Raw genomic sequence first — 13,080 nt, 5'->3', positions numbered from 1 at the left:
TGATAATATGTTAGAGTATATAAGTTTATAGGAGATCAGCATGCTGGAAATTGCAACTATTATAATGAACCTTATTACCGGTTCTCTGTTAATCATAACCGGTGTCGGTACTATGGGGAGAACACTGGAACAAGCGAACTCAAAGCTACTGCATAAGACCATGAGTCTGTTTTCCAGAAACAAATGGACCTCTTTTCTTACCGGTATTTCCCTTACGGCACTGGTGCAAAGCAGTACAGCAGTTACCATATTAACGGTCAGCTTTGTGGATTCCGGCATTATGAGACTGGAAAGTGCGGTTGCAATTATTTATGGAGCCAATATCGGCACAACCTTTACTGCGCAATTCATGAGTTTTCAGATTAACCGCTATGCCTGGCATATTCTGATAGCCGGTTGTATCTTAAGCTTTGGCACACTACATAAACTAAAAACTGCAGGGCATGTACTGGTAGGTGTAGGGCTCCTTTTCTCGGGACTGAGCCTTATGGGTAAAAGTGTCATGATCCTGAAAGGAAATCCGCTGCTTTCCCAGTGGCTTATGGAACACTCGGAGAATGTTATATTATGCCTTCTTGCAGGTGTATTCTTTACCATGCTGGCCCAAAGCAGCAGTGCTACTGTTGGAATGACCATTCTGCTGTTTAACAATGGCTTGCTGCCCTTTGCTTCCGCGGTGGCGCTAACACTGGGGGATAATATCGGAAGCTGCATTACGGCTCAGGTTGCCAGCTTAAAGTCCGGAACAGCCGGTAAGCGGGTAGCCCTGGCGCATACCCTGTACAATGTCTTTGGCGTCGTGCTGGTATTTCTTATCCTGCCCCAGTTCTGTGATTTGGTACTGGCGAGTACGAAGGCTTTAGGACAGGACAACACCAGGCTTATAGCAAATACGCATACAATTTTTAACCTGGTCAGTGCTCTGTTATTTCTGCCAATATCAAAATATTATGTACGTTTTCTTTATTTTCTCTTACCAGATAAGTCTCATAGAGGGTGTAATTAAAAACTCCTTGTACCTTTTCTTATGCATCGCCTTGCAACTTCGTGACACCTTGTATTTAAAATAGCACCTTGTTTTCTGCAAAGCAGAATGCCTTTAAAAGGGGTACAGGCAGTTTTCAAATACACCCTTGGTTCTTTGAAAATTACCCTTATTCTTGAAAAAGTATCCTATAATGGTATCCTTTCAGGTGGTATGATAGTTTCAGACTAAAAAGAAAGGATATTGAAATGAAAGGAAAGACTATTACATACAGCAGCCAGAGGCCTATTAAGAAAAAGTGGTTCTTGGACTTTCGCAGGCATAAAACCTATTATTTTATGCTCATTCCCATGGTGGTGTTCTTTCTCTTATTTGCCTATCTTCCTATGCCGGGCTTGTATTATGCCTTTGTGAATTACGATTTTATGCAGGGCTTACGAAGTCCTTTTGTTGGGTTTAAGAACTTTGAATTCCTGTTTCGGGGAGGAGCGGATTCTATTATCTGGCGGCTCACCAGAAATACCATTCTCTACAACGTGGCTTTTATTGCTCTGGGCAATCTGTGTCAGATAGCCGTGGCAGTATTGTTAAAGGAGATCCAGCGTAAATATTTTGTGAAGGTTTCTCAGACCCTGATGTTAATGCCTTATTTCGTATCCATGGTTATTGTTGGTGTTATTACATATAATCTCTTTAATTACAACTATGGTACTGTTAACAATTTCCTTGTCTCCATGGGACTTGAGAAATATGATTTTTATCAGAATCCGGGTGTGTGGCCGGTTATTATTGTCATTATAAATGTTTGGAAGGGACTTGGGTATGGTGTCGTGGTGTACCTGGCGGCTATTCTTGGTATTGATGAGAGCATTTATGAGGCGGCTTACGTTGACGGAGCCTCTAACTGGAAACGTATCAAATACATTACCCTGCCACTTTTGAAACCGACTGTAATTATGTTAGTCTTATTATCTCTTGGCGGTATCTTAAAAGGTTCCTTTGATCTGTTTTATCAGATTATCGGAAATAACGGGCTTCTGTTAAATGCAACTGACATTATTGATACCTATGTTTACCGTTCCCTGGCGGTAAATTTTAATATGGGACTTGGAAGTGCCGCCGGTATGTATCAGTCTATCTTTGGTTTTGTGCTGATTCTGGTGGTGAATACGGTGGTCAAGAAGTTAAGTCCTGATAATGCATTGTTCTAGCAGAAAATGAGAGGTAAGAGTGAAAGAAAATTATAAATTGAAAGGATGTCACATTGAGATTCGTTCACTCCTTATTATTTGTGGCAGCATTGCAGGACAGCCTGCGGTATGCAATGGGTATAAATTATGAAACATAAAAACAGTTTTACAACAAATCATACAGTACACATCAAACACAGCTTTACGGATAAGCTGTTTCAAATAGTGGCCATGACACTTATTACACTGATAACCATTGCCTGTGTGGTTCCTTTTCTATTGATTCTCTCAGGCTCCTTTAGTTCCGAGTCTGCAATTGCTGTTAACGGCTATTCGATTCTGCCCCAGGATTTCACCCTGAATGCCTATAAGACCGTACTTCGGTTAGGCAATAAGATACCAAAAGCCTATCTTGTGACCATTTTTATCACTTTGGTTGGTACAAGCCTTGGTCTGCTGACCACCTCCATGAGCGGCTTTGTGTTATCCAGACAGGACTTTAAATACCGTAATGTAGCAGCGTTTTTTATCTACTTTACCACCCTGTTCAGTGCCGGTATGATACCTGCTTATTTAGTAAATGTTAATATACTGCATTTGAACAATAATATTTTGGTACTGATTCTGCCCTCTATTATGAATCCTTTTAACATTTTTTTATTCCGAAATTTCTTAAAAAGTGTTCCCGATGCCTTAATGGAATCGGCAAGAATAGACGGTGCAGGAGATTTCACCATCTACCACAGGGTTATGATGCCCCTGGCAAAACCAGCAATCGCAACCATTGGACTCTTTCTGGCCTTGGGTTATTGGAATGAATGGTATCGCTGTAATCTTTATATCAAGGATGCGGATATGTATACCCTGCAATACCTGCTTTACAATATGCTGCAGAACGTGGAGAAGATGTTCAGCGAGCAGGGACTGGCAACACCGGGGCTGCAGATGCCCAGTGAAACCATGAAGTTAGCAACGGCAATGCTTGCAACCGGTCCGGTATTGATTTTCTATCCTTTTGTACAGAAATATTTTACCGGCGGTCTGATTGTTGGTGGTGTCAAAGGTTAGTAAGCTTTTCACAGCAGCCTATCTACCGATAGGCTGCTGTAAAAATAAATCTATAAAAATGTATAGGAGGTTTTTATGAAGAAATTCGGCAAAAAGTTAGTGGCATTCGGGCTGGCAGCTGTAATGATGATATCCTTAGGTGCCTGCAAGTCCGAAGACAAGGAAACAGCAACAAAAGATGAGGAGAAGATTGTTACTTTAAAAGGCTTTACCATGGGAAATGAACCGGCAGGAGGCATGGATAAGTTCTATAAAGAGCTGGACGCCCTTACGGTAAAAGATTTAGGCTGCAAGGTAAGATTTGATTTTATACCCTGGGGTGATGAGAAAAACAAGATCAATTTAAATATTGCCTCCGGTGAATATGACCTCTATGTAGGCGGTAATTTCTCGGACTATAAAGCTACGGCAGCAAAGAATGCTTTCCTGGATTTAAATCCCTATCTTGAACTGGTACCAGACCTGGTGGCACATTATAAACAAGCATCTGACAATGCTCTGAAAATGTGCGAGATTGACGGTCATTTATATGGAATACCACAATTCGGTAAAGCAGAAGGCGGTGCCGGTGAGGGTTTTATCTACCGTGATGATTTGAGGGTTGAGTGGGGACTTCCTGAAATCAACAGCCTTGAGACCATGGAGCAGTACCTTTATGCCGCAAAAGCAGATGAAAGATATAAGGATACCTCTCTGATAACCGATAACCGAATCTGGACCAGCCTCTGGCTTATGCTTGCAGGCGCAAAATACGGACAACTGGATGACAGTCAGTATGTATGGTTTGAATATAATAATCCTTCTAATATAGTGAGCATTTTCGATACACCGGAATTTAAGCAGATTATAGAGTACGCACAGAAATGGTACAATGACGGCATTATTGATCATGATATTCTGGCAGCCTCCGGAAATGAAGGAACAAAAGGGTATGAGCTCTTCAAGGCAGATAAGAAACCGGCAGAGACCAATACTCCTTTCTGGAGTGCCAGTGGTAACTGGATTCCCGGTCTTTACAGCGAACATCCGGACTGGAAGCTTGGATTTTTTGATTATGGACTGGATAACCCGGAGACTCATGTGGCTTATATTCCTGATTACTCCAGTGCAACCGCAATATCAGTGGCTGCTCAGTGCAAGTATCCGGAAATAGCTGTTAAATTTATTGAAAAAGCTCATACGGACAGAACCTATTATGACCTGCTTCGCTACGGTGTAGAGGGTGAAAATTATAAGATGGTGGACGGTATTCCCAGTGTAGCAGATATCGCCCAGGAAAATATTAAACCCAGCTGGACTGGATTAGTAGACGGTTACATGGATTACCAGATTAAGAGTGTTAATCCTGACTGGCAGGCACTTACTGATAAATATATAGAAAAAGGTAATAAACTCCTGGAAGCAAACGGCTACATACCCAGTCCCAAAGCAGGGTTTACCTTTAATGTCTCTGAGCTTTCCACTGAAATTGCTGCAATGGAGACTGTGAAGGCACAGTATATGCTGCCTTTGGTAAACGGTATCACAAAGGATATTGACGGAGATATTGCCAACGTAAAAGCGCAGTATGAAAAAGCAGGATTCCAGACTTATTTCACAGAATTAAAGAAACAATGGGATGCATTTAATGCAGCTAAATAAATTGTAGGAATAAAGGGTTGATGCAATTTCTAATTGGTTGCAGCAACCCTTACTTGTTGCCTTTAAAAATTCCAATTTGGGAACAGAGAATCAAGCATATTCGTTCCTTCCTTTTGGTGCAATTCGCCTGAAATATATGGAAACAGGGCTTTTGACTTGAATCAGGATTAGAAGCATGAAATTAGAAGCCCAGAGCTGATTTATAAACTAAGTGTTTAAACAGAGGACCAGAAAGGAGAAATGGCAAATGAATAGGATAATAACCCATCCGGTACCGGATGATGTCATATTGGAGAAAGCTTATAAGGTCAGAGTGAGAGCGATGGGAGAGGAGGACTTCGTTGAACTTTCGACTTATCAGGTTAAAGTAGATATGCATGACGTGCAGAATGCCTCTATGGCTTATTTTGATTTTGAGGGAGAGGCAGAAGTGGAGATCTCAGGCCCCTGGTATATTTATCAGGTTGATATCCGCCCCCTTTCTCTTCGTATTCCTTACAGTTGTGATACGAAGATTCTCCGTTTTACAATTGATAAGCCGGTCAATCTTTCCATTGAATTTAATGAGGACAGAAGACATAATTTACACCTGTTTGCCGGAGCGATAGAAACAAAGATACCGGATAAAAAGAGCGAAAATACACTGGTGATCTCCGGCAGCTTAAACCGGCTTAACGGGTTTGGAAGCGAAGTCATGAAAAGGCTGGCGGAAATGCCAAAGGGAAGAACTCTCTATATTGAGCCAGGACACTACTACCTCAGAGAAACTGCCCTCAGACTGCCTTCTGATACTAATATATATCTGGCCGGAGGAGCTGTTATCGCCGGAGCCTTTATTTGCTCACATACAGAGAATATTCATATTTATGGAAGAGGCGTTATCTGCCAGAGGGATTTTCACCGTTATAGCGGCATCAACGGGCTGCGGTTAAGCTTTGCTAAAAATATATGTCTTGAGGATATCATATTTATCAATCCACCTCATTATACGGTCTACATTGGCGGCTGTAAAGAGGTTGAGATAAATAATATTAAAGCCTTCAGCTGTGAAGGCTGGAGTGACGGCATTGATATTATGAGCAGTGAGAACATCAGGATACAGGGTGGTTTTCTTAGAAATTCCGATGATTGTGTTGCAATCTATGGAAGCCGTTGGGAGTATAGGGGAGATTCCAAAAATATATCAGTGAAAGGGCTCACAGTCTGGGCAGATGTAGCGCATCCTCTAAATATCGGTACTCATGGAAATCATGAAGATGAGGGAGATGTGATTGAAGGTATCAGCTTTGAAGATATCGATATTCTGGAGCACAATGAATACCAGGCCGGCTACCTTGGCTGTATGACAATTAATCCGGGAGATAAAAATACTGTAAGGAATATCTGTTATAAAAACATAAGGATAGAGCCTTTTAAGCATGGGAAACTACTGGACGTTCAGGTGAAATACAATCCGGATTATAATCCTGCACCGGGCAGGAGGATAGAACATATTTCTTTTCAGGATATTTATTATAACGGGAAGGGGGAAGTTACCTCCCAGATTAAGGGCTACAGCGAGGAGTTCCATGTAAAGGATGTAGCATTTGATAATCTAGTCATAAATGGTCAGAGAGTTAGTGCCCTTGAAGAAGCAAATATTGAGACCGGTAATTATGCTTATGATATCAGGTTGCTATAGCTGTCTGAAAAGATGGTGAGCAAGTACTTCAGATTTTCTGAAAGAAAAGCGGCCAATGGATGCTGGACGACATAAAGCAAGTATACTAAATTGAATGGTTTATCAGACTGATTATTAGACGTACAAAATGGAACAGGAAACTTTAACAGATAAAAAAGCAGGATTAATCAGTGTATAGCATGATAAGGCATTGTCCGGATACCGGAAAAAGGGTAGTCTATATATGATAACAATAAATATGGTATGTCCGGTCATTTTTATCGTTACTGCTATGATGCCTGCAGATAATTGCCTATCTTACAACAATAGAAGAACTTATCCTTGCAGGGAATTCTGTATATCCTAATAAATTATTTTTTTATATTTTTCAGACAGCGATATTTCTCAGAGTGGTAAAGGTAGTATATTATGACAGTAACCGGATACTTATAGCAAGTTTATGGAGGTTCGTTATGTTAACGGAGAAGGATAAAAAGTGGGTTGAAGCCACAGCAGAAAAAATCAATCATAAAATGGCCTGGGTCAGTGAAAAATCAAAGGAGAAAATTCCTTATACAACAGTTAACGGCACATATGACAGTTATGATTCCAGTGATAAACCCTATCGTATATCAGAAGGCTTAAACTGGTGGACCAATGGTTTCTGGGGCGGAATGATGTGGCTTATGTATCATGAAACGAAAGAAGAAAAGTATGCTGATATCGCAAGATTCAACGAGGAGAAGCTGGATCAGTGTATAGAGGATTATTACGGGCTTCATCATGATGTTGGTTTTATGTGGCTGCTGACAGCAGTGGCTAATTACAGGCTCACAGGAAACAAGGAATCTAAAAAAAGAGGGCTGCATGTAGCAAACCTGTTGGCAGGGCGTTTTAATCCGGTAGGAAAGTATATACGTGCCTGGAATGAGTGGGGTAGTGATAATAATAAAGGCTGGGCAATCATTGATTGTATGATGAATATTCCTTTGTTGCACTGGGCTTCTGAAGAAACCGGAGATCCCAGATTCCGCCACATCGCTGTAATGCATGCGAATACGGCGATGGAGAATTTCATAAGACCTGATGGTTCCAGTGAACATATCGTAGAGTTTGATGCCGAAGTGGGCGGAAAGATCGACACCCATGGAGGGCAGGGATATGAAAAAGGTTCCTCCTGGACCAGAGGCCAGTCCTGGGCACTTTATGGTTTTATTTTAAGTTATATGCATACCAAAAATCCTGCCTATCTGGATACTGCGAAAAGGGTTGCTCATTATTTTATAGCAAATATCCCTGAGAGTGGACTTATCCCCATTGATTTCAGACAACCGAAGGAAGATATCTGGGAGGATTCCTGCGCAGCAGCAATAGCAGCCTGCGGATTAATTGAGATCTCCAGGGCAGTGGGAGAACATGAGAAAGATCTGTATCTGGGAGCAGCCCTAAAGATGTTAAAGGCTCTGGAAGAAAAGAGATGTAATTGGACAGAGGACAGTGATGGTATCGTTGAGAACTGTTCAGAAGCTTACCACACCAACAAGCATATGAATATTATCTATGCTGATTATTATTTTATGGAGGCTATATTTAAGCTTAAGGGTGAGGATATCTTTTTGTGGTAGTTAATAATTAGAAGATATTTATATTGAGTTGAGTCGGTTCTTTTATGTTGTCATACGGACGGAAAAATGCACAAAACAGAAAGACTCACGCTTCATTCCAAGGGTTAAGAAGTCCTAATTCTCTGAATATTTTGTGCTGGGCATATTCTAAAACAGATAACTCGCTACGCTCAAACAATCTGTTTTAAAATATAGCACAAAACATTCAGAGAAAAGGACTTCTAATCCCTTTCCATAGGCGCATTCGCTCTTTCTGTTTTGTGCATTTTTCCTGAAATCGTATAAGAGAAAAAGAGAAATTAACTTTAGCATGTTTAATCAACTGGAACTTTTGACTCTCTAGTAATTAAAAACTGAAATATAGCCTTCATTATTAAAAATATAAAACTGCATTATTAAACTGCATTATTAAACTGCATTATAAAACTTCATTATATAACAGCATTATATAACTGCATTATAAAACTGGTGTTATATTAACATCAAAATCAATGTTATAGTTTAGGCTAGAAATTTATGAATGAATAATATTTTGATAAATAAAAAGAAGCTGCAGGACTTTCTTCATCAAATATCTGTCGATATTTAGACAGCTTTGAGAGAAGGGGTCTGCAGCTTCTTTATTCACTAGAAGAAAGTAGCTTCTCATTATTAAGGAATTTGATTTTCACCCTTTTTTGCTAGAGCAGAGGCATTCTTTGCTGCAATTCTTTCTGAAACAAAGGGAGGAATCAAAACACCAAGAAGCAGCAGGGCTATTATCCAGATGGCTTTTTCCTGTAAGAATTTTGAGCTTAGACCCCCCATGGCAACTCCTGTGAAGAAGGATATCAGGATAAAGGAATAGCCGATAGCACTTCTTTTGAATTTGGACTCTTTTCTTACCAGCCATTTATAGTAGTTTTCTGCACAGGAGCGCATATTTCCGGTACAAAATACGCTGGAATAGTTATCGCCTTTTCCAAAGGTACGAAAAGTGCAGAATTGCAAGGAAGCAGCAAAGGAAACCAGTATGTTAGCCGCCATATCAGGAAAAGAGGCGGGGAGCAGACCTGCTGTAAAGAGCACTAGAACTTCCAGTACCAGTATTCCCTTATTCCATAAGGGAACTTTCTCCTTTAGAAAATAATACATATGGAGAGCTATGAATACACCTAACCAGAAGGATAGGATTGGAATCAGGGCATGAATCATCTGCTTGTAGTCTTTTTGGATAAGATAAACTCCCACAAGTACAAAGTTACCGGTCTGCCCGGTGGCAAATACGCCTCCATGAACCATATAGGAGTAGACATCCATAAAACCGCCGGCCATGGTAAGTATCATTCCGAAGAACATTGACTGCATAAATTTAGCGTTTCTTTGTATATATGTCAACATAATATTTGTGTTATTCACTCCATTCCAAGAGGTATAGTTACCAGAGTGTGTTTGAAAATGTTTGTGGCCTCCCATTTCAAACATGCGCTGGTACATCTGAATATTAATACCGGCTAACCGGTATTAATTGTTTGTTGTACTGATACATTAGGAGCAATAATATATTAAATTTATTGTCCAAGACCTTTAATAATATCGTTTATGAGTTCTCTGATGAAAGCAGAATCCAAAGAATCACCTGTTATCAGCAGACGATAAAACAATGGTGCAAAGATAAGATCAATGCTGCGTTCCAGGTCCAGATCTTTTCTTAATTCTCCTCTTGCTATTCCACGTTCTAAAATTCCCCTTGAGATGTGCCTGCGAGGGTTAAAGAAGCGTACCCGGTATTCTTCTGCAATTCCAGGGTTGAATTGCCCGGCTGCAATAAGCTCTGTAATCATTTTTCCTTTTGGACTGGTAATAAAGGAAGAGAGATTGTTAAACTGCTGGAATAAATCTTCCTTAACAGAACCAGTATCAGGCACCGGCAGAAGTAACTCGGTAGCAGCAAAATAACCATCCAGTACTACAGCGGCTTTGCCAGGCCACCACTTGTATATGGTAGCTTTGCTTACACCTGCTCTTTCAGCGATGCCTTCAATGGTAACGGCATCAAAGCCATTTTCCGACAACAGTTCATAAGCCGCTGTCAGAATAGCTTTTTTTGTTTCTTCACTACGGGGACGACCTAATTTCTTATCCATATCAATACCAATTTTCATATCCCAGGCGCACCTGGGTGCCACGTGATAAGCGATGAAGGAAGCTTGCTGTGGCAGCCTTTCTTATATATTTTCATTCACTACACCCTGCATAATTCCGCTTGTTAGCAGCTCCATCAATTCTTGAAGGAGTTCATATTGAGCAACCTCTGTAATCGTTTTAGCTTCTGCGTGAAGCTGTCAGGTCTTACACTTATCTGCAAGTTACCTTTTTAATGGGTTCACCTGTAAATCTATCTAGTATGGAATAAACATTCCAAGATTGGTTACAGAGAAGAGTGCTATTTAGTCAGGTCTTTCTATTAAAAAACGATACGTTTATTATACTATAAAATTTCTTTAAAAAAAAGTATTGACAAAACTAAACGATGCGTTTAATATATAATTTGTAAACGGAACGTTTAGTAAATGTTTTTAGCATTAAACTGAAATAATATAAAAGGTGAATCAAAAAGATTCGTTAAGAAAGGCAGATTACTATGAAAACAGAAAATAATATGGAAAAAAGAATCCCTGGCTGGCTTGTTTTGTTTCTTGCAGCAGCATGCGGACTGATCGTAGCAAATCTTTATTACGCACAACCCCTGGTAGGGCCAATCAGCAGTTCAACAGGGATATCCTCTGATATGGCAGGTTTTATTGTCACTATGACACAATTAGGCTATGCAGCCGGTTTGTTACTGCTGGTACCTTTAAGCGATCTGCTGGAGAACCGGAAGCTGGTTGTCACCATACTTGCAGTAGCTCTCCTTGGCTTGCTGGGAGCGGGAACTGCTGCAAATTCTGCGATATTTTTTGCAGCAGCCGTATTGATTGGTCTTGGCTCTGCTGCAGCGCAGATATTGGTGCCTTTGGCTGCTCATATGGCACCCCCGGAGCAAAGAGGAAGTATCGTGGGAAATGTCATGAGCGGACTTTTGCTTGGCATTATGCTTGCAAGACCCGCTTCCAGCCTGATAACAGATCTAATAAACTGGAGAGCAGTATTTATAATATCCGCTGTTATCATAACACTTCTTGTTTTGCTGCTTCGGTTATTTCTCCCGAAAAGAGTACCGGTAGCAAATGAAAAATACACAGAAATACTGAAATCCCTCTTTGTATTGTTCAAGAGCAAACCTGTACTTCGGAGAAGAGCCTTTTACCAGGCAGCACTTTTTGGCAGCTTCAGCTTATTCTGGACAGTAGTACCCTTATGGCTTTCCAAAAATTATGGATTATCGCAAAGAGAAATCGCCGTATTTGGTTTTGTAGGAGTAGCGGGAGCTATCGCGGCACCAATAGCCGGAAGACTGGCAGACAGGGGATTAAGCCGGAAACTTACGGGTGCAGCTTTTCTAATTGCAGCTTTTGCCTTTGCTTTTACCCACGTGCTTGAGAATGGAAATCACATGGTTTCACTTGTAATCTTCTGTATATCAGCAGTGTTATTAGATATGTCCGTTTCTGGAAATCTTGTACTCGGTCAGCAGGAAGTTTATGCCCTGGGAGATGAGATAAGGGGCAGAGTAAACGGTATCTTTATGGCAGTATTCTTTCTTGGAGGTGCTCTCGGTTCTGCTCTTGGCGGCTGGGCATATGCGCAAGGAAGCTGGAAGCTGGCATCTATCATAGGTCTGGTATTGCCGGTAATAGGGTTTATCTATTATCTGACGGAAAGTAAAAAGAGAAATAGAGAAAAAAATATTAAATAAGAATTGAGAGATAATTGGATGGCTTATTATTTATGCAGAAGCAGATATACGATAGACTTAATTGGAGCTCAAATTAACCAATTAATTATTAAGATAGTATAAAAAGCAAAAAAGGACAATTTATAATGGAATGGGCAAGTTTGTCTTGTTATATATTGTATAAAAAGGGTTCAGGAGTTTGTCTTGAGAAATATTTCATACAAAAAAATAATTATTATAGCAGTATTCTTAATCGGTGCTTACTTCTTCGGCGGCGGTATAGCCATGCTGGTTCAGGCTGCCGGAAAGAATGCAGTAAAAGAAGAAGCTAACTGGGGACTGGGATTTCATACGGAAGGTCAGCCCCCCACCGGCAATGTCACATCAGAGGAGCTTAAAAAATACGATACCTATTACATAGGGGATACGGGGAAGAAAGTAATTTACCTGACTTTTGACGCGGGATATGAGAACGGAAATACACCAGCTATTTTAGAAGCACTTAAGAAACACAATGCCCATGCTACCTTTTTTATAGTAGGCAATTATATTAAGACCAGTCCGGAGCTTGTTAAGCAGATGGTGGAAGAGGGGCATCATGTGGCAAATCATACATATAATCATCCCAATATGTCCAGTATATCTTCCAAAGAAGCTTTCGAGAAGGAAATTACCAGTCTGGAGACAGAATATGAAGCTGTAACCGGTCAGAAGATGACAAAATATTATAGGCCACCTCAGGGGAAATACAGCACCAAGAATCTTGAAATGGCTAAAGACATGGGTTACAAAACCTTCTTTTGGAGTCTTGCTTATGTAGACTGGTATCAGGATAAACAACCCACCAAGGAAGAGGCATTTAAGAAATTACTTGGAAGAATCCATCCAGGTGCAATTGTTCTGCTGCATAGTACGTCTAAAACCAACGGAGCTATTATGGATGAACTGCTTACAAAGTGGGAAGAGATGGGTTATACCTTTGGTGTACTGGATGATATTGTAGCAGGCAATTAACACTTATAACAGGGTGTGTATAAAGATTGAAGCAGGAAGGAAGATCAGAGGAAAACATTTTTAAATAAAACAGTCTGAAA

The 13,080-nt window shown here is 40.4% G+C and carries 10 protein-coding genes; 8 read left to right on the top strand and 2 right to left on the bottom strand.

The genetic code is table 11. The annotated features are described in order from the left end of the window. The first annotated feature begins 40 nt into the window (after window positions 1-40). The 6 genes from BR73_RS0100350 to BR73_RS0100325 all read left to right on the top strand — a co-directional run bounded on the left by BR73_RS0100350 (window position 41) and on the right by BR73_RS0100325 (window position 8,169). Window positions 41-1,006, top strand: coding sequence for a Na/Pi symporter (locus BR73_RS0100350; RefSeq protein ID WP_033163933.1), 966 nt, complete (start codon window positions 41-43; stop codon window positions 1,004-1,006). Between the two features lie 227 nt (window positions 1,007-1,233). After that, the gene (locus BR73_RS0100345; protein ID WP_242860594.1) at window positions 1,234-2,196 is read left to right on the top strand and encodes an ABC transporter permease subunit; all 963 of its coding nucleotides are present in this window, start codon (window positions 1,234-1,236) and stop codon (window positions 2,194-2,196) included. A 126-nt stretch (window positions 2,197-2,322) separates the two neighbouring features. Then, window positions 2,323-3,243, top strand: a complete 921-nt coding sequence (locus BR73_RS0100340) for a carbohydrate ABC transporter permease (RefSeq protein WP_081848480.1) — start codon at window positions 2,323-2,325, stop codon at window positions 3,241-3,243. A 75-nt stretch (window positions 3,244-3,318) separates the two neighbouring features. Further along, complete coding sequence (locus BR73_RS0100335; protein ID WP_051684861.1) at window positions 3,319-4,884, top strand: DUF3502 domain-containing protein; 1,566 nt, start codon at window positions 3,319-3,321, stop codon at window positions 4,882-4,884. A gap of 247 nt (window positions 4,885-5,131) precedes the next feature. Then, window positions 5,132-6,565, top strand: a complete 1,434-nt coding sequence (locus BR73_RS0100330) for a glycosyl hydrolase family 28 protein (RefSeq protein ID WP_033163932.1) — start codon at window positions 5,132-5,134, stop codon at window positions 6,563-6,565. Window positions 6,566-7,017: 452 nt separating this feature from the next. Beyond that, a complete protein-coding gene (locus tag BR73_RS0100325) occupies window positions 7,018-8,169 on the top strand; it encodes a glycoside hydrolase family 88 protein (RefSeq protein WP_033163931.1) in 1,152 nt (383 codons plus the stop codon). 651 nt (window positions 8,170-8,820) lie between these two features. On the opposite strand, the gene BR73_RS0100320 is transcribed toward BR73_RS0100325, so the two are convergent. Continuing rightward, window positions 8,821-9,516 (bottom strand): YoaK family protein, encoded by a 696-nt coding sequence (locus tag BR73_RS0100320; protein ID WP_242860593.1) that lies wholly within the window; start codon window positions 9,514-9,516, stop codon window positions 8,821-8,823. 203 nt (window positions 9,517-9,719) lie between these two features. After that, window positions 9,720-10,295: a TetR/AcrR family transcriptional regulator gene (locus BR73_RS0100315; protein WP_033166923.1), complete on the bottom strand. Its 576-nt coding sequence runs from the start codon at window positions 10,293-10,295 to the stop codon at window positions 9,720-9,722. Window positions 10,296-10,792: 497 nt separating this feature from the next. Between BR73_RS0100315 and BR73_RS0100310 the strand changes: the two genes are divergently transcribed. Continuing rightward, window positions 10,793-12,007, top strand: a complete 1,215-nt coding sequence (locus tag BR73_RS0100310) for an MFS transporter (RefSeq protein WP_033163930.1) — start codon at window positions 10,793-10,795, stop codon at window positions 12,005-12,007. Between the two features lie 183 nt (window positions 12,008-12,190). Then, window positions 12,191-13,000 carry a polysaccharide deacetylase family protein gene (locus tag BR73_RS0100305; protein WP_033163929.1) on the top strand — a complete coding sequence of 270 codons (810 nt, stop codon included), beginning with the start codon at window positions 12,191-12,193 and terminating at the stop codon, window positions 12,998-13,000. Window positions 13,001-13,080 lie beyond the last annotated feature (80 nt).

Source organism: Clostridium sp. KNHs205, from assembly GCF_000702945.1.
Taxonomy (GTDB): Bacteria; Bacillota; Clostridia; order Lachnospirales; family Lachnospiraceae; genus Anaerocolumna.
Note: the sequence above shows the minus strand (reverse complement) of the source record. Positions and strands in the feature narration are given on the sequence as shown.

Coding starts and splice junctions, on each gene's coding strand:
- BR73_RS0100350 (WP_033163933.1), top strand. CDS start 41: ATGCTGGAAATTGCAACTATTATAATGAACCTTATTACCGGTTCTCTG.
- BR73_RS0100345 (WP_242860594.1), top strand. CDS start 1,234: ATGAAAGGAAAGACTATTACATACAGCAGCCAGAGGCCTATTAAGAAA.
- BR73_RS0100340 (WP_081848480.1), top strand. CDS start 2,323: ATGAAACATAAAAACAGTTTTACAACAAATCATACAGTACACATCAAA.
- BR73_RS0100335 (WP_051684861.1), top strand. CDS start 3,319: ATGAAGAAATTCGGCAAAAAGTTAGTGGCATTCGGGCTGGCAGCTGTA.
- BR73_RS0100330 (WP_033163932.1), top strand. CDS start 5,132: ATGAATAGGATAATAACCCATCCGGTACCGGATGATGTCATATTGGAG.
- BR73_RS0100325 (WP_033163931.1), top strand. CDS start 7,018: ATGTTAACGGAGAAGGATAAAAAGTGGGTTGAAGCCACAGCAGAAAAA.
- BR73_RS0100320 (WP_242860593.1), bottom strand. CDS start 9,516: ATGCAGTCAATGTTCTTCGGAATGATACTTACCATGGCCGGCGGTTTT.
- BR73_RS0100315 (WP_033166923.1), bottom strand. CDS start 10,295: ATGGATAAGAAATTAGGTCGTCCCCGTAGTGAAGAAACAAAAAAAGCT.
- BR73_RS0100310 (WP_033163930.1), top strand. CDS start 10,793: ATGAAAACAGAAAATAATATGGAAAAAAGAATCCCTGGCTGGCTTGTT.